The sequence below is a fragment of the Thermomonas carbonis genome (assembly GCF_014396975.1).
Classification (GTDB): Bacteria; Pseudomonadota; Gammaproteobacteria; order Xanthomonadales; family Xanthomonadaceae; genus Thermomonas; species Thermomonas carbonis.
Map to the genome: position 1 here is coordinate 565,316 of NZ_CP060719.1, position 17,878 is coordinate 583,193.

Genomic DNA, 17,878 nt, shown 5'->3' on the forward strand with positions numbered 1-17,878 from the left:
CCGCTATGGTGCCGGCCATGAGTGAATTGCAGGACCTGGTCGCGCTGATCCGCGCCGACACCCCGTTGCTGGTCATCGAGACGCCCGACGAAGCGCGCGTGGTCGAGCTGTTCCGGCAATCGCTGATGCATGCCTGGCGTGCGCTGTATCGCTGGTCGGTGACCGAAGGGCTGCGCCGGATCGACATGGATCGCGAGGACGAGGAGGGCATCGCGCCCGACCTCAGCGCGACCCTGCAGGAGATCCGCAATGCGAGCCAGCGCGGCATCTACCTGCTGCTGGACGCGCATCCCTACCTCGGCTACGCCAGCTACCAGCGCGCGCTGCGCGACCTGATCCAGCGCCGCGGCAGCCAGCCGCACGTGCTGGTGCTGATCGGCACCAAGGTCGAACTGCCGGCCGCGCTGGAACCGTTCGCGGTGCGCGTCTCGCTGCGCCTGCCCGACGCCAACGCGCTGCTCAAGCTGGTGAAGGAGGAAGCCGCGGCCTACACCGCGCAGAACGGTGGCCGCAGGGTCGAAGTGGATGCCGACGCGGTGCGCCAGATCGTGCGCAACCTGCAGGGCATGAGCCTGACCGACGCGCGCCGGATCGCTCGCCACCTCATTTACCGCGACGGTGCGCTGGGACCGGGCGACCTGCCGGAACTTTCGCGGCTGAAGTTCGAGCTGCTCAACAAGAGCGGCCACCTGCATTACGAGTACGACACCGCCCGCTTCGCCGACGTCGGTGGCGCGCGCCGGCTGAAACGCTGGGTCGAGCAGCGGCGCCTGCCGTTCGTGCAGGACCCGCCGCCAGCCGGCCTGGAACCGCCCAAGGGCATGCTGCTGCTTGGGGTACAGGGCTGCGGCAAGTCGCTGCTGGCGAAGGCGGTGGCCGGCGGGTTCGGGGTGCCGCTGGTGCGGCTGGACTTCGGCACCCTGTACGACAAGTACCACGGCGAAACGGAGAAGAACCTGCGTGCCGCGCTCGCCTCCACCGAACAGCTCGCGCCCTGCGTGCTGTGGATCGACGAGATCGAAAAGGGCCTGGCCGCCGGCAACGGCGAGAGCGACGGACTGTCGCGGCGGGTGCTGGGTTACCTGCTGACCTGGATGGCCGAGCGCAAGTCGCGGGTGTTCCTGGTCGCCACCGCCAACCAGGTGCATGACCTGCCCGCGGAACTGCTGCGCAAGGGTCGCTTCGACGAAATCTTCTTCATCGACCTGCCCGACCCGGCCACCCGCGTCGATATCTTCGCCCTGCACCTGGACCGGCGCTCGCTGGCAAAGGATGATCTCGACCTGTCGGCACTGGCCGCCGCGGCCGATGGCTTCTCCGGCGCGGAGATCGAACAGGTCATCGTCAGCGCGCTGTATGCCGCGCATGCCACTGGGGCCGGGCTCGATACCACCACGCTGATGCAGGCGATCCGCGACACCCGCCCGCTGTCGGTGCTGATGGCGGAACAGGTGCAGGCGCTGCGCGAATGGGCGCTGCCGCGCACGGTGCCGGCGGACTGATCGCCACGCCGGCGTCGCGGCCGGAAAAGGCGACAGGCATAAAAAAGCCCGCTCAGACCGAAGTCTCAGCGGGCTTGCTCCCTCCCCCACGTCGGGACGCGGGGCGACTGTGAAGGATTCGTTAGGTGGTTTGCACGCTGCACTGCAAAATTGCACCGCGCGGTGCAGCAATCACGCCGCGCGTGCGATGCCCCGCTGCGCCAGCACGGCCTGCGCCGCCAGCTCGCCGGATTCGCAGCCACCCTCCATGAAGCCCTGCGCTTCGACCGAGCAATGTTCGCCGGCAAAGTGCAGGCCGCCCACGGACTCGCCCATTACCCCACCCAGGCCCGCCCAGTCGCCGGGCCGGAAGCAGGCGTAGCTGCCCAGTACCCACGGATTGCTCGGCCAGTGCATGCGTGCCTCGCGGGCATTGCCGCGCGCGGCGGCTATGCCCGGGAACAGGCGCTCCAGGTCGCGCACGGCAGCTTCGGCCTGCTGCTTCGGCGTGCCCTGCCCCAGTTCGATACCGTGCCGGCCACCGGTGAAATTGGTCAGCGCCCCGGCGATGCCGGCCTGCTTGCGCGAGGTGTCCCACGTGGTCTGGTAGGCGAGGTCGCTCATCGATGCGCCGTTCGCGCCGTGCTCGCGCCAGGTGCGCCGCTCGAAGCCGATCATCAGCTTGGCGTTGGTGCCGTAGGTGAGTTGTTCGATGGCGTGCTTCTTCAATGCCGGCAATTCGACATCGACGCGCACCTTGCGCAACAGCGTGAACGGCAACGCGAGGATCACTTGCCTTGCACGTACCTCACGCGAGGTCGCGCCCTTGCGGAAGGTCAGGACATAGCCGCCGGCCTCGCCACGGATCGCTTCCAGCACATGGCCGGGTTCGATCGCATCGGTCAATTTCGTGCCAAGCGTGCGCGGGATCAGATCGTTGCCGCCACGCACGTGGAAGCGTTCGTCGCTCTCGCCGAAGATCTTGAACGCGTCCTTGTCCTCGGTGCCGACGAAGGTGAGGAAATTCAGCGCGGACTGCTGGTCGATCTCCAGCCCCATCTCGGTGGTGTAGGCCACGTCCAGCAGCTTGCGCAGCCAGCCAGTCACGCCGTTGCGATCGAACCACTGGCTGATGCTCATCGCGTCCAGCGCGCGGAACGCCGGGTTGCTGTCGGTATGGTCGTAGGCGCCATCGCCGGCGGAGGCGAGGTCGCGCTCGATCGCCGCGGCGACCGGCACGAAGGCGCGTACCAGTTCGGCCTCGCCGATCGCGCGGCCATCGAAGAACCAGGTCTCGTGGTCGCGGTCGCCATCCAGCAGGTCGTCCAGCGCGATGCCGAGTTCGCCCGCCAATGCGCGGATGCGCGCGTGGCCGGTGTCGATCAGTTCGCCGCCGAGTTCGATCACCTGTCCATCGGCGCCATTCGGGAACAAAGACGGATCGCGCAGGCTGAGCATGCGTCCGCCGATGCGCTCCTGCGCCTCGAACACGCGCACTCGCACGCCCTGCTGCCGCAATCGCCACGCCGCGGTGAGTCCGGCGATGCCGGCACCGACGATGACGACCTCGTCAGCGGCTCCGGCGCGCATCGGTGCGGGCACCGAACTGCAACCGGCAAGCAATGCACTCGCTCCCGCGCCCTGCAGCAGGCGGCGCCGGCGGCGGTCGATCCGCTGCGCGTGCACCGCATCAACGAATTCGTCCAGCGGCATGCGCTGGTGGCGCGACGCGCGGGCGATGGCGGCAGCGCGCTGCAGCAGGCGGAAGAGCGGCGTGCGTCCCATGGTGTCTCCCCAATGTCCCTTTCAGCGGGAATACGCGGCGCGGGCACGGAACGGGCCACCGCCCTGTCCTGCGCATGGACTCGCCCGCGTTTGCCCTACCGATGGCACCCATCCGTTATCTCCCTGCCCCGCGCTGGATCGGCATCGTCCTGCTGCTGACGCTCGCGTTGCTTGCCGGACTGCGTTCGTCGGTGGGCACCAGGCTCGACAGTTTCACCGTGGACGAGCCCTGGCACGTGGTGGCCGGCACCGCTTACGTGCGCGGTGAAGGGTTCCATCTCAACCCCGAGCATCCCCCGCTGGTGAAGCTTTGGGTCGGCGCGTGGATGCCGGAGACGTTCCACCTGCCACCCACGCCGGATCTGCGGGAAAAGTCGCAGGAACGCGAATGGGTCGAGAAGACCATGTTCTTCGGCAACGACCCACGCGCCGTACAGGTTCGCGCACGGATCTCGCTGTGGACGCTGCACTGCCTGATGCTGGCGGTGCTGGGTCTGCTCGTGTGGCGCGCGTTCGGGCTGGCGTGGGCCACCGGAACGCTGGTGTTCCTCGCCCTTGAACCCACCGTGGGCGCGCACCTGCCGGTGGTGATGACCGACCTGCCGCTGGCGCTGTCGCTCGCCATCGCCGCGCTGTGCGCCGGCCTGCTCGCCTCGACGTGGCATTGGCGATGGGCGATCGCATGCGGCCTGGCGATGGGCGTCGCGCTGGCGTCCAAGCATTCGGCACTTGCGGGATTGGGCGGGCTCGGCATCGGCCTGGTGATCGCGGCGTGCTGCGGCTGGCGGCAAGGAGGCATGGCGCTTATCCGGCGCGCTATGCAACTTTCGGTAGTGGCGTTGTTGGCGGTGGTTGTTCTGTGGTCGATGTACGGACTGCACTTCCATGCCGGGGCCGATGGCGGCGATGCCTTCAACCGGCCGATCGCGGACAAGATCGATGAACTGAAACTGCCGCACTGGCGCAACGCGATCGCCTTCGCCGACGAACACCAGTTGCTGCCGCGCGCGTATCTGTGGGGCTTGGCCGACACCGTCCGCACCGGCGTGGAAGGCCGCGGCATCGGCATGCACCAGGTCTGGGGCAAGACCTATTACGGCAACCCGCCCTGGTTCAGCTGGCCGGCGATCATCGCCTCGAAACTTCCGCTCGCGCTGATGGCATTGCTGCTCGCCGCGTTGCCCTTGCTGGTGCGCACGCGATTGCCGCCCAGCGCGCGCTGGAGCCTGGCCGCGGTGGTCGCGGCCTGCGGCTTCCCCATGGTGGCGCTGATGGGATCGGAAGGCATCTGGGGCGGCGTGCGTCACGCATTGCCGGTGCTGGTGGGCATGGCGATCGTCGCAGGCGGCGCGCTCGGCATCGCGATGCAACAGCGCTCGCGTCCACTGCTCATCGGCGTGGCGGCGTTGTATCTGCTGGCCGCAGGCATGACTCTGCGCGAGCCGCGGCTGTGGGAGTACCACAACGAGCTTGCCGGCGGCAGCAAAAACGCCTATCGCTATTTCGGCAACGAGGGTCTCGACCTGGGCCAGCGCTTCCACGAGATCCGTGGCTTCCACGACCGCGTGATCGCGCCCTCCGGCGAGCCGCTGTACATCGACTACTGGATGGGCGAGCAACAGATCCGCGCAGGGAAGTTGAATTTCCGCCGGCGCGTGGAATCGCTGGACGACACCAATGTCGCCGGTCATTACCGCGGGTACTTCGTGTATCCGATGATGGACACGCTGCCGTGGCCGCAATGGGACTGGGATCCGCAGGTCGTGTTCAAGGACATGACACTGGTCGAGCGCTTCGGCATCGTCGGCATCTGGCACGGCGAGATGACGCGCCCGCAGACCCGCGCCGGCAGCATGTTCTCCAAGGTCAGCGACTACATCTACAAGGAAAATGGCGACGACTGGAAGCTGGTCTCCGACCGCCTGGAAGAAGTCGTCGCGCAGCTACCCGCGAAGGTCGATGCGGGGGTGGAACTGGGCAATGCGTATTTGCGCCAAGGCCGGCGCGCCGAGGCCATCGCCGCCTATCGTCGCTTGCTGACGCAGACCAAGGTACCGGTCGAACCGGGCATCGCTGCGCAACTGAAGGCGCAGATCGCCGCCATCGAAGCAGCCCCGAAGGATGCGACGGTCGCGCCGATGCGCAATCCGTGGCTGGAATAACAGGCTTTTACACGATGCCGGTTCGTGACCGGCACCGGGCGTGGCGGGAATTCGCTACGCGGCTCGAAATGCCGCTGCGCGAACTCCCGCCACACCCGATGCCTGCATCTTCGTTGCCGACTAGTCCGGCCGAGGACCCTTGCCAAGATCCTTGAGGATTTCACGCGCGGCATTGCGTCCCGGCAGGCCGGTGACACCACCGCCGGGATGGGTGCCGGAGCCGCAAAGATAGAGCTGCTTGAACGCACCGCGATAGTTGCCCTGCCCGAGCAGCGGGCGCGCACTGAACATCTGGTCGAGGCCGAGCGCGCCGTGGAAGATGTCGCCGCCGACCAGGCCGATGCGTCGCTCCAGGTCGAGCGGGCTCAACGCCTCGTAGCCGAGCACGCTGCGCGCGAAGTTCGGCGCGTAGTCGTTGACGGTGTCGATCATCAGCTTCGCAACCGTGTCGCGATGCGCGTCCCAGCCGCCGTCCTCGTCGGAGATGATCGGATTCACCTGCTGGCAGAACAGACTGGCGACGTGCTGGCCCGCAGGCGCCAGCGTGTCGTCGAGCGTCGACGAAATCACCACCTCGACGATCGGCTTGCGTGCCCAGCCGGCGTTATGCGACTTCGATTTCGCATCGAAATACGCCTGCTCGAAATACTGCAGCGAAGGCCCGATCAGGATGCCGCTGGAGTGGTGCGGCTGCAGATGGGTGCCCGGCATCGCGGTGAAGTCCGGCAATTCGCTCAGCGCGACGTTCATGCGGAAGGTGCCGGAACCATTGCGATAGCGTTCGATGCGCTGCGCGGTGTCGTCGTCGAGTTGCCGGCGTTCCACGAGCTTCGTGTACAGCAGCTTCGGATTGAGGTTGCTGACGATCGTGGATGCGCGCAGCTCGCGGCCATCGGTGAGCACGACGCCAACGGCTTTCTCGTTCTCGATGATGAGTCTGACGACCTCGGCACCGGTCTCGATGGCGACGCCGCGCGCTTCGCATTCCTTGCGCATCGCCTGGGTGATCGCACCCATGCCGCCGATCGCGTGGCCCCACACGCCGGTCTTGCCGTTCACTTCGCCGAACAGGTGGTGCAGCAGCACATAGGCGCTGCCGGGGGTGTACGGACTGGCGAAATTGCCGACCACCGAATCCCAGCCCAGCACCGCCTTCAGCGGCTCGCCTTCGAAATAATGGTCGAGCAATTCGCCGGCGGACTTGGTGAACAGGTCGAGCAGGTCGCGGCGGCCACGCAGGTCGAGATGCTTCAGGCGTTTCGCCACCGCATACGAACCGAGCCATTCGGCGAAGGCGATGCGCTCGCCGATGTTGGGTGGCGTGAGGTGGATGAGTTCCTTCAGCACCGCCACCACGCGGTCGAGCATCGCGGTGTAGTCGGCCCAGCGGGCGACGTCGCCCGGCGCGAACTTCGCGATCTCGCTTTCGGTATGTCCGCCGCCCAGGCGGAAGCTGCGCCCGTCCGGCAACGGCAGGAAATTCGCGTACGGTCGCTCGACCACGCGCAGGCCGTGCTCGTGCAGGTGCAGGTCGCGGATCACCTTCGGATTGAGCAGGCTGACCGTGTAGCTGGCCACCGAATTACGGAAACCGGGGTGGAATTCCTCGGTCACCGCCGCGCCGCCGACGATGTGCCGGCGCTCCAGCACGCGCACTTTCAGGCCTGTCGCCGCGAGATACGCCGCGCAGACCAGGCCGTTGTGGCCGCCACCGATGATCAGGACATCGGCGTTCGTTGGTGTCGTCATGAAACCCTCCAAGGCCGGCAGCATAGCCGGCCTTGGAGGCCCCTCCCTACTTCAGCCGCGCCACCAGTTCCGCGTTGAAGGCCTTGCCGGCGGCGAGCATCGCGGCCTCGGCCTTGGCCCAGTCGGGGGTCATCTGGTAACCGGTGCGATCCACGCCGCCCATGCCGCCGATGAAGCGGATCACGTTCTCCGCCGTGCCCGCCTTGGAGCCGGCGATTTCGCCGAGTGTGCCGATGTCCGGCACCACCACCAGACCCTCTGGCTTGATGTTGATGTTGCCCCAGCCGCCACGCTCGGCACCGTTGAAATCGGCGCGCGCGTTGAACCACAGGCCGGCGCCGGCTTCGGTTCCGAGCATGCGCGAATCGGTTTCGCCGACCGTACCGGGCGCGAAGGTGTAGACGATGTTGGCGTTCAGGCCCTTCTTGCCCTTGAGGAAGCGCTGGATCGCCATGCCGTTACTGATCGCCTTCGGATCCACCGGCGCGGTGCCGGGAAGCGAAACGACCACGTGGTCCTGCGCGTTGACCGTGTCGTTGTACTTCAGCAGCGGCAAACCCAACTCCGCATCCGGCTTCAGAGTCTTCATCTGCGGCATATCGGTGCCGAGTTCGCCCGCGGTCATGGCCTGCCAGCCGGCCGCCTCGAAACGCGCGGCAAGATCATCCTGCAAGGCGACCAGCACGCGCTCCAGCACCGCCTGGTCGAACGGCGCGAAGATTTCCTTGCTGGACTTGTGCTTGCGGAACACGCCGCCGGTGGCGGTGGCCTTGCTGCGTACCGCCCAACGCAACTGCATGGCCGGCAGGTAGGCGATCTGCGCTTCCTTGCCCTGGATGCGGCCGAGGTAATCCTCCATCTGCTTCGCCGGCAGGGTGACGACGGGCGCGTCCTGCGCCTGTGACGGCGCGACGGCGCACACGCCGAAGCAGGCGATCGCCAACGCGATCATCGGTGTCCTGAGCTTGCCCATGTCGCGGTTCCCTTCGCTGCCGGGCCAAGCGCCCGCAACGGAAGTGTCGCTGCGAGCGATGCGCGCTTGAATCCCGCAGCTGCGGGGGTGCTGGCGCGGACGCCGCGTCTCGGGCCTAGGCTTGCGTATCGATGGCAGCGCGGAACGCGCGTGCGGCGGCCTCGACGCCGTCCTGGTGCACATCCAGCCACGAGGCCACGTTGAGCACGTAGTCGTCGCCGCCGATGGCGCGGCGGTATGCAGCCAGCCCGGCGGGTTGCTTGCCGCCCTGCAGCAGCGGCAGCGCACGCGGAGCGGCTGTCGCGCCCGGCTGCGACCATTCACCTGCAATGCCGTCGTCACCGAAGCCGCCGGGCGCAATGACCATGTCCGCGCCATAACACTCGAAGATCGCGTTGAGCAGCGTCGGCGCGATGCCCCATCCCGGATGCCGGGTGAACAGTTCGGAACAACTGGTATGCGCCAGGATCGGCATGCCGCCCTGCTTCGCGACCCAGGCCAGTGTGCCCAGGCCCTGCAGCATCGGCGCCAGCAACACCCCGTCCACGCCGGCGTCGTGGGCGATCTGCAGGCGCGAGGCGAGTTCGTCCGGTTCGCAGACAAGACTGGCGATGTAACCCTTCTTCTCGCCGGCGCGATCCGCTGCCGCATCGCGCGAGGCGGCCATCGCGCGCACATGGGCGGCGAAGGCCTCGTCATCCGCGAACGCCTGCAGCTCGCAGTCCTTGACCAGATGGCAACCGCCGACCAATACGTCGTGGTTGAGGCGGGCCATGGTGTCGATGTCGATGCCCACCGCCGGCCGCTGCGGCCGGCACAGCAACGGGCCGCGGGGCACGTCGAAGCGCTGGCGCAAGCCGGCGACACCGAAGCCCGGGCCGGGCCCGAAACCACTCTCGGGGAAGGCCAGCGCCTCCAGCCGGAAGCGGGTGATGAAACCGTAGCGCGGCATGTCGCCGACCACGCCGTTCAACAGCTGCGTGGGCCTGGCAGGCAGCAGGCGCAGCGGGATCGCCAGCGCGATCCGCCATAGCCGCGCGCGCGCGGGGTCGTGCTGCGCAGGATCGCCATCGTAGGGCGCGATATCCGACATCGCCGGCGCATCCAACGCGTCCACCGACAGCACACGCACGGTACTCGCGCGCATCAGCGCATCCGGCTCCACATATCCGCGGATCGCGGTGATCGCCGCGCTCTGCTCCATCGCCATCGCCACCGCGGTGGTCTCGCCGTCCAATTGCGAACCCACGGTGTAACGCGCCTCGATGTAGTCGGCGCGATCGAGGCCGGTGTCCCACCGGAACAGGTCCGGATGGTCGACCAGCAGACGCAGTGCGGAAGTCATGCCAGCAGATGTCCCAGGTGTTGCGCCACGTGCCAGTCACCGGCGGTGGTGATCTTGAAATTGTGCGCTTCGCCCGGCACCGCGTGAACCTCGATGCCAGCGGCCAGCGCCAGTTGCACCGCCGACTGCGCAAACCAGCCGGGCACGGTGGCCTGATGCTGCAGCATCCTGTTCATGTCGGCGCGCGAATACACCTGCGGAGTCTGGAAGATGCCGACTTCGTGGCCGGCATGGGCTTCGACCACACGCCCCTCGCGCAGACGCGCAACCGGCACCGCCGGCGACAGGAACGCACCCGCACAACCGTGTTGCCTTGCCGTGGCGATGACCTGCTGGAACAGCGCGAGGCTGACAAACGGGCGCGCCGCGTCATGCACCAGCAACCAGTCACCGCGCGCCTGCCCGGCCAGCATGGCGATGCTGTCCTGGCGGCTGTCGCCACCGGCGATCACACGGCACTGCGGCAATAGCGCCGCAGTGGTTTCCACGCAGTCCAACGGCACCGCCACCAGCACCTCGTCGGCCACCTGCAGGGCCTTGTCGGCCACCCAGCACAGCAATGGCCGGCCGTGCAGCTCCAGCAAGCCCTTCGGCCCCAGGCCCAGCCGTTCGCCCGTACCCGCCGCAGGAATCAGGCAAGACACCATGCCGTCCGCATCCGCCATCGTCAGGCCGAACCCGCCGCAGCCAGGCGTGCGCGCAGGCGACGTACTTCGGTCAGATCCTCGCGCGCCAGCACCTGGAGCGCCAACGCATCCGCCTTTTCCAGGTTGCCGTTGCGCAGGGCTTCGACCAGCCGCAGCAGGGCCAACGTCACCGCGCGCGGCAGCGAATCCGGCGTGCGCGAGGGATTCGATACCTGGGTGTCGAAGTAGCGCCGGTCGAACCCGCGGCCATGCACTTCGCCGTTCCAGTCGGGACCGTAGAGCGCGGACAGATAGCGCTCGGGCGGCGACGGCACCGACCAATCGCGACCGCGCCAGGTCAATGCCTCCAGCCCGTACGCCGGGACTTCGCACGCAAGGTGATCGGGCCATCCAAGCTGGAACCGTATGCGATCGCCGCGCGCCTGCACGAACATGAGGTCGACACCGATGCCGGTGGCCTGATGGGTGAAACCCATCACCCATTCGCGGGAGTCGGCCGCCTGCTGGCTGTCCGGACGCACCATCGGCACGAATCCGTCCGCCAGCGCCGCCTCCACCGCACCACGATCCACGTCATGCGGCATCCCCAGATCGATGTCCTTGTCGTGCGGGAACAGCGCGCCGTCGCGGTACAGGGCCAGCAAGGTGCCGCCGATCAAGTGGAACGGCAAGCCGGCACGCTGCAAGGCATCGGCGGTCGCCAGCAAGGTGTCCGCCACCGCTTCGCCTGCGTCCTCCTGCCCGGGCTTGGTTGCAGCAGGGCTCTGCATCGCGGCGCGCGGCAGCGGCATTGCCTTCAGTGTCGCCAGTACATGCCGGCGGGCGATGTCGTGGCGTTCCAGCAAGCGGGCGTTCTCGGCCAGGGCCCTGTGCAATCGCCACTGCCGGGGATTGGCCTGGACCGCACGGGTCAACACCTCATGCGCCTGTGGCAGCCGCTCCACCACGCGCAGCATCCCTGCATAGTTGAGTGCGGCCGCCTCCACTCCTGGCGCATGTTGCAGCGCCTGGTCCATCGCCTGCGCGGCATCGCGCCGCTGCCCCGCATGCCAGCTGGCCACGCCCAGGTTCACCCACGCATCGACATGGCGCGCATCCAGTTGCAGGGCGCGCATCGCGTGCTGGCGCGCAGCCGCATGATCCTGCAACCCGATCGCCAATGCCGCCAGGTTGGACCAGCTGGTGGGATGCACGAAGCGCATTGCCAGCGCCTCCCGGTAACCGCGCATTGCACCCGCCTTGTCGCCCGCCCCAACCGCGCGGATCGCCTGAAGCACGCCATGCGCGGCCAGTTCCGGGGATTTCGAAACCCGGACTTCCAGTTGCAGTTTCGCCACGGCACCTCCTGCGCAGATGCGACAGGTTACTGAATCCCGGCCCCCAGCAGATGCCGGCGGACGGCCTCTACCTCGCCAATGAACTCGCGCACCAGGACCTGGTCGCACAACGCGAGCGCCTTCGCCCATTGGCCTTGGCGCAATGACGCGATCAGCCGCAGCAGCACCAGGTTGACTGCGCGCGGTATCGACTCGGCCACCAGCCCCGGACACGATACTTGGGTATCGAACCAGCGCTTGTCGAAGCGGCGACCGTCACCCACCTCGCGCCACGGGCTGCGCCAGTCGTCACCGTAGTTGCTCGCCAGGTAGGCCTCCAGGGGGGCCGGCACCGGCCAGTCGCGTCCGCGCCATGCCAGCATGCCGGGGACGAACGACGGATAGTCGTACAACAACTGGTCTGGCCAACCCAGCCCCTGGCGGATCGTGGTGTCGCCGCGCTGCATGAAGAACAGGTCGATACCGATTCCGGTCACCTCATGGGTGTAGCCCATGCACCAGCGCCGCGCGTCGCGCGCGTGCGCCGCAGGCACCCGCACCGGCGTGAATCCGGCGGCGAACGCCGCCGCGACGGCATCGCGATCCACGCCATCGTCCAGCGCGATATCGATGTCCTTGTCGCCGACGAAGGGGTTGCCTTCGCGGGCGATGCCGAGCACCACGCCGCCGATCAGCACATGCGCGATGCCGGCATGTTGCAGACGGTCGCAGGCATCGGTCATGGCCGCTAGCAAATGCGCCTGCGCGACATCGGCCGCGGGCTCGGAACCGTCCTCCGGTAGCTTCGCTGGCAGCAACGTCGGCAACAGGATCGCCAACGCGGCCGACGCATGGCGACGTGTCGCCTCCGCATCGCCGGCCAGCCGGCACAAGCCGGCATTGACCTGGTGCAGGCGCACCGAGCCGCCATTGCGCGCCAGTGCGTCTTCCAGCGCCGCACGTGCACGCTGCGGCTCCTGCGCGGCGCGGAACATCAACGCCAGGTTGAGGGCTGCCGTTTCCATCCCCGGTGACAGCTGCAGCGCGTGGTGCGTGGCCTGCGCGGCCTCGCGACGCACTCCCGCATGCCAGCTGGCCACGCCGAAATTGACCCAGGCATCGGCCGAACGCGGATCCAGCGACAACGCCCGCTTGGCATGCGACCGGGCCACAGCGGCATCGCCCAGGCCAACGGCGAGCGCCGCCAGGTTGGACCAGCTCGACGCATGCCGCGGACCGGCATCCAGTGCCTGGCGATGGATGCGTTGCGCCGCAGCGGCATCGCCCCGCTGCAGCAATGCGACGGCCGCCGCGGCCTGCTGGCCTGACGGTTCCGGTGACGCGGCAATGCAAAGCTCAAGCAAGATCGACCCCAACTGCGCGAAGGTGAAACACAAGGGTACGTGGTTGCAGCGATACCCAGGGACCTGCCCACCGACCGCGCCCCGCGTCTATCGAGACATGGGGCGGGCGGACGTGCTGCACCCGCCGCTGGCGTGGCCGGGGACTTGCCCGCATCAGTCGTTGCCAGCGGCACCTCGAAGCGGATCGCCGCCAGTTGCTCGGGGGACTTGCCCTGCTTGCGCAGGAACGGCAGCCAGCGCGGATCGCGCTTGATGTTGGCGAACATCGGGTCCGCCGCGATCAACGGCAATCCCGAGTCGCGATACTCCACCGCCTTGTCGAGCCAGGCGAAGGCTTGGTCCACGTTGCCGCGCCAGGCCTCGACATAGGCGATGTTATAGGCGGCATCCTTCTCGTACTTGGCGATCGTCGCGGCGAGTTCGGCGTCGGAACGCGCCTTGTCGCCCAGCGAGTGGTAGGCCATCGCCCGGCCGAACATCCGGAACGGCTCGAACGGCTCCGCGTCCGCTTCGGCCAGCGCCTCGCGCGCATCGCCCTTGGCCAGCAACGCAGTGGCCAACGTGTAATGGGTCACGATGCGGTTGGGCGATAGCTCAAGCGCCTTGCGACACTGGACGATGCTGTCGTCGACCCGACCGGACTGGAACAGCGCCAGGCAGAGTTCCGAAAACGCATTGGACATGAGCGGGTCGCGTTCGACCGCCTCCTGCTGGAGCCTCACCGCGACATCGAGCCTGCCCAGGCTCTTGGCCAGGGTCGCGGCACCACCCAATGCGTAAACGTTGTGGGGTTCCAGCGCCAATGCCTGTTGCAGGTAGCGCGCCGCCTCCTTCTGATCGTCTTCGGCGCTGAGCGCGACATGCGCCAGCTCCGCGTGGGCGTCGGCCGAGTCCGGGTCGATCGCCAGCGCCTTGCGCGCCGTCTCGATCGCCATGGCATAGCCCTGCTCGCCCGGTATCAGGCCCTTGTCGGCCAGGCTGCTGTAGACCACTGCAAGCATGTTCCAGGCATCGACGTACTCAGGATCGATATCCAGCGCCTGGCGGGCCAGCGTCCTGGACTGTTCGTAGGAAGCGGGCGTGTGCTGGCGGTAGGCCGCAAGGCTCTCCAGGTACAGACGCAGCGCTTCCGGCTTGGTCTTGCGCACCGTCGGCACCGCGCCCAGCAACTCGATCTTGAGTTGTTCGACCACGGTCGCGGCGATCTCGTCCTGGATGGTGAAGATGTCCTGCAGCGGGCGATCGAAGGTCTGCGACCACAGTTGGGTGTCGGAGCGGCCATCGATGAGTTGCGCGGAAATGCGGATGTGATCGCCAGCCTTGCGCACCGACCCGTCCAGCACGTAGCGGACGTTCAACTTGCGCGCGATGGTGGGGATGTCCACGTCCTTGCCCGCGAACGAGAATGCCGACGCGCGCGAGGTCACCCGCAGCCCCTGCACCCGGGTGAGCAGGTTCAACATCTGCTCGGCGATTCCTTCGGAGAAATACCCCTGGTCGCGCGCCTGGCTCATGTCGCGGAATGCCAGCACGGCGATCGACTGGTCGCCGAATGCGGCGACGATGGCTTCACTGCGGCCCTCGTCGCGCGCCACCTGCATGCGCGCCTGTTCGCGCGCCGGCGACAACACGAACTTGTCCACCGCGAAGTACCCCAGCGCCAATGCCAGCAGCACCATGATCCAGCGATCCAGGCGCTTGCCGGTGCGCACGCTGCCGTCGCGGGTTGCGTCGGCGTCGCGCACCAGCCCGTCGGGGGTCCACTCGAAGGCCCAGGTGAGTACCAGTACCGGCACGAACCCGATCGCCAGCACGATCAGCAAGGTGCGCGCGATCCAGGCGGGCGCATCCAGCATCGGCAACACGGTGCCGGCGACCTGCACCAGCAGCCAGACCCCGGCCAGGTAGAGCCCCGCCACCCGGATCACGCTGCGGCGTTTGATCTCCGCGAAGAAGGCGCTCATGGCACGACCCGCGCCCACCGGCGCAACCCAGCCGGCACGTCCCCCGGATTCCGATTCCGCCCCTCGCTGGCGACCATGCTGTTCCCCGCAGAACTGGCCAGCGGACACCATATCCGTCCGCGCACCGCAGGGCCAGCGAGGCGGGAAGGAAGCCCTGGTTCCCCGCCAAACCGGGCTAGGATCATTCGGGGACGAAGGGAGAGAACCGACTTGCAGAGCGTGAGAGCGCTGACGCTGACCGCTGCGATGCTGGCGCTGGCGGCGTGCAACCGCGAACGCGCGCCGCCTTCCACACCGGCGGGCGTCGCGGCGGCCACGACCATCGATTTCGCGGATGTCGCCAACTACGCGGCACCTACGCTTCCCGCGTACTTCGACGAGACGGTGGCCGCGCTGGACAACAACCCGGCCTCCAACCCCGTCGATGACCGGGTGGCGACGCTCGGACGGGTGCTGTTCCACGATCTGCGGCTGAGCACCAACAACCGCGCCTCGTGTGCGTCCTGCCACCAGCAGCGGTTCGGCTTCACCGACCCGATGCGCTTCAGCAACGGCATCAGCACCGCCGGCACCACCGATTTCCACGCGATGCGCCTTGGCAACCTGCGCTACTGGCAGCCGGGCACGATGTTCTGGGACCGCCGCGCCGCCGATGTCGAGGCGCAGGCGAGCCAGCCGCTCCATGCCCTGGTCGAGATGGGCTGGGGCGGCCCGGCAGGCGGCATCGACGCGCTGACCCGGAAAATGGCGGCGACCGCCTATTACCCGGACCTGTTCGCCTGGGCATTCGGCAACGCGACGATCAGCGAGCCGCGCATCCAGCAGGCGCTCGCCCAATTCGTGCGCGCGATGGTCTCCCGCGACAGTCGCTGGGATGCCGGCTACGCGCGGGTGTTCTCGCCCACCGCAGCGAACCGGGCGCTTGACGTCGACTTGCCGGATTTCACCCCGGAGGAGAATCGCGGCCGCCACTTGTTCATGGCCGATGTCGACCAAGGCGGTGCCGGCTGCGCTGCCTGCCACCGGCCGCCGACCTTCGCCCTGGCGGCGGACGCGCGCAGCAACGGGCTGGATGCCGGCGAGACGCGCCTGTTCAAGGCACCGTCATTGCGCAGCGTGGGCCTGACCGGGCCTTACATGCACGACGGCCGCTTCGCGACCCTGGCGGAGGTGGTCGATTTCTATGCGTCCGGTGCCCGCGACGGCCCGGCGCTGGATCCTCGCCTGCGTCATGGGAGCGAGCCACGACGCCTGGACCTGGATGCGGCTGATCGCGCGGCACTGGTCGCCTTCCTGAAGACCCTGGACGACCCCGCGCTGACCACGGATCCCCGCTTCGGCGATCCGTTCCGGCGTTAGGCCCGGATCGCGTAGAGCTTGGCATCGCTGATCGCGTAGACCCCGCCATCGGCACCCACCCAGGTCGGCGTGTAGGCCTGGCCAAGGCCGGCATTGAGCCTGATGCCCTGCGCCAATGTGTTGGTGGTCAGGTCCCAGCGATACAGCATCCCGTCTTCGTTGTTGGCGAGGATCGACTTCCGTTCCGGATCCGTGACCATGGTGTTGATGCACCACTCGCGTCGACCCGTGGTGGAACCGGCGTCCAGCGTCGGCCCGAGGATGGTCAGCACCTCGCGCATCACCTGCACGCTCGGCGTGATCGCATCGGCCTGGCTTGCGCCGGGATCGAGCACGGCCAGCTGATTCAACCCGAGACCGGTGCCGACGCCGGCGTAGTTGTTGTATTTCTGCGCCAGCAGATAGGTCGAGTCGCCGGTGTACGAAGGCACCATCGATGCCGGGATCACGCTCGGCGACACGTCCCAACCGAAGCTGCCCGGTACGCCCACCGGATTGAGCGCGGCATCGAACTGCAGCAGCCAGCCGCGCGCATTGTGGGAGCCGAACGTCCGTTCCAGCACGCCATAGAACACTCGACCATCCGGGCCGACGACCGGTGTCGCGGTGCCGTCGTCGCTGAGGCGCGCCGGACCGCCCAGGAACGGATCGAGCAGGGCCACGCTGGCCCGAGTCGCCAGCGTGGTGCTGTCGAGGGCAAGCAACATGCCGTTCTGGGTCGCGCTGGTCGCGCCGCGGTTGACCGCGATGTAGACGGTGGCGCCATCGTTCGACAACGCCGGCGCGCAATTCATCACCGGCTTCACGATCGACGCATCGCCGGCGGCCGCGGCCACGCCGACCCAGGTGCCGGTGCCGCTCGGCGTGACCCGGGCGATGCCGCTCACCAGTCCGGCGGGATTCGTTCCGGCCACCTGGAAGCCGAAGAAAATATTGCCTTGCGCATCCGCGGTCAGCGGGGTGTTGATGAAAACGCTGGCGTCGAAGGCAGCAGGATTGGCGTTGTAGTTGGCAGCGCCATAGAACACCTGCGGCGCGAACGTGCCGGAGGCCGCATCCCCATCGGTCCGCACCAGCAGCTTGCCGCCGGCACCTTGCACGTAGAGCCGGCCCTGCGCGGTCAGCAGCGGGCTGTAAGGCGGCAACCAGTTGCGCGGCGGCGTCGCGTAGTCGGTGTTCGCCGACCAGATCAGCGCGCCACTCGCGCCGTTGCGACCTTCAACACGATAACCACCGCTCGCTCCCGTCTTCACCGGGATGATCACGGTGTTATTGGTGGTGACGACCGGCGAGCCGTAGTGGGTAAGCAGTGCACCGGAGGCCGTGTATTGCGGTGCGAGGTCCACCGGGGTCGTCCACGCGATGCGCACCAGGTCCTGCGAAGCGATCGTGCTCGCTGCCGTGTGCTGCGCATTGCGCCCATAGCCGAACCAGGCCGGGCCGGTCACCGGCGGCGGCGGCGGCGGGGGTGGCGGTGGAGGGGGCGGCGACGGCGTGGGATTCGACCGGCCTCCGCCACCACCACATGCTGCAAGCGCGACGGACGAAGCCAGCATCGTGAGCGTCTGACGACGCGAGAAGAGTGCGGGCATGGGCGGGACCGGGGGAACGGGAGGCTTGTTCATGGCGCGAGAATAGGCCTCGGGTAGCCGGAGCGCACCTGCCGCAGCATTCAGCTAACCGGCCTCGCTGAACGAACAGAAACACGGTCATCAGACGCACGAAGCCCGGTA

General features: G+C 67.8%; 12 protein-coding genes. 3 read left to right on the top strand and 9 right to left on the bottom strand.

Going from position 1 to position 17,878, the window contains the following annotated elements:
* Positions 1–17 precede the first annotated feature (17 nt).
* On the top strand, positions 18–1,502 hold the full coding sequence (locus H9L16_RS02735; RefSeq protein ID WP_187553075.1) for an AAA family ATPase: 1,485 nt from the start codon (positions 18–20) through the stop codon (positions 1,500–1,502).
* A gap of 171 nt (positions 1,503–1,673) precedes the next feature.
* Here the strand turns inward: H9L16_RS02735 and H9L16_RS02740 are convergent, their stop codons facing one another.
* Positions 1,674–3,266 carry a flavin monoamine oxidase family protein gene (locus H9L16_RS02740; protein WP_187553076.1) on the bottom strand — a complete coding sequence of 531 codons (1,593 nt, stop codon included), beginning with the start codon at positions 3,264–3,266 and terminating at the stop codon, positions 1,674–1,676.
* A 101-nt stretch (positions 3,267–3,367) separates the two neighbouring features.
* Between H9L16_RS02740 and H9L16_RS02745 the strand changes: the two genes are divergently transcribed.
* Complete coding sequence (locus H9L16_RS02745; RefSeq protein ID WP_187553077.1) at positions 3,368–5,428, top strand: tetratricopeptide repeat protein; 2,061 nt, start codon at positions 3,368–3,370, stop codon at positions 5,426–5,428.
* Between the two features lie 120 nt (positions 5,429–5,548).
* Here the strand turns inward: H9L16_RS02745 and H9L16_RS02750 are convergent, their stop codons facing one another.
* From H9L16_RS02750 to H9L16_RS02780, 7 genes are all read right to left on the bottom strand, one after another.
* Positions 5,549–7,177 (bottom strand): phytoene desaturase family protein, encoded by a 1,629-nt coding sequence (locus H9L16_RS02750; RefSeq protein WP_187553078.1) that lies wholly within the window; start codon positions 7,175–7,177, stop codon positions 5,549–5,551.
* Between the two features lie 46 nt (positions 7,178–7,223).
* Complete coding sequence (locus tag H9L16_RS02755) at positions 7,224–8,150, bottom strand: hypothetical protein (RefSeq protein WP_187553079.1); 927 nt, start codon at positions 8,148–8,150, stop codon at positions 7,224–7,226.
* Between the two features lie 115 nt (positions 8,151–8,265).
* Positions 8,266–9,495, bottom strand: coding sequence for a RuBisCO large subunit C-terminal-like domain-containing protein (locus H9L16_RS02760; RefSeq protein ID WP_187553080.1), 1,230 nt, complete (start codon positions 9,493–9,495; stop codon positions 8,266–8,268).
* Positions 9,492–10,160: an IspD/TarI family cytidylyltransferase gene (locus tag H9L16_RS02765; RefSeq protein WP_187553081.1), complete on the bottom strand. Its 669-nt coding sequence runs from the start codon at positions 10,158–10,160 to the stop codon at positions 9,492–9,494. Before H9L16_RS02765 ends, H9L16_RS02760 begins: the two co-directional genes overlap by 4 nt.
* A 2-nt stretch (positions 10,161–10,162) precedes the next feature.
* Positions 10,163–11,479, bottom strand: a complete 1,317-nt coding sequence (locus H9L16_RS02770) for a LicD family protein (RefSeq protein WP_187553082.1) — start codon at positions 11,477–11,479, stop codon at positions 10,163–10,165.
* Positions 11,480–11,505: 26 nt separating this feature from the next.
* A complete protein-coding gene (locus H9L16_RS02775) occupies positions 11,506–12,483 on the bottom strand; it encodes a hypothetical protein (protein ID WP_187553083.1) in 978 nt (325 codons plus the stop codon).
* A complete protein-coding gene (locus tag H9L16_RS02780) occupies positions 12,453–14,786 on the bottom strand; it encodes a tetratricopeptide repeat protein (protein WP_187553084.1) in 2,334 nt (777 codons plus the stop codon). The genes H9L16_RS02775 and H9L16_RS02780 overlap by 31 nt, the downstream gene beginning before the upstream one ends.
* Positions 14,787–15,005: 219 nt before the next feature.
* Between H9L16_RS02780 and H9L16_RS02785 the strand changes: the two genes are divergently transcribed.
* Positions 15,006–16,145 carry a cytochrome-c peroxidase gene (locus tag H9L16_RS02785; RefSeq protein WP_229796578.1) on the top strand — a complete coding sequence of 380 codons (1,140 nt, stop codon included), beginning with the start codon at positions 15,006–15,008 and terminating at the stop codon, positions 16,143–16,145.
* On the opposite strand, the gene H9L16_RS02790 is transcribed toward H9L16_RS02785, so the two are convergent.
* Positions 16,142–17,593 (bottom strand): hypothetical protein, encoded by a 1,452-nt coding sequence (locus tag H9L16_RS02790; protein WP_187553086.1) that lies wholly within the window; start codon positions 17,591–17,593, stop codon positions 16,142–16,144. The two genes, H9L16_RS02785 and H9L16_RS02790, sit on opposite strands and share 4 nt — an antisense overlap.
* Positions 17,594–17,878 lie beyond the last annotated feature (285 nt).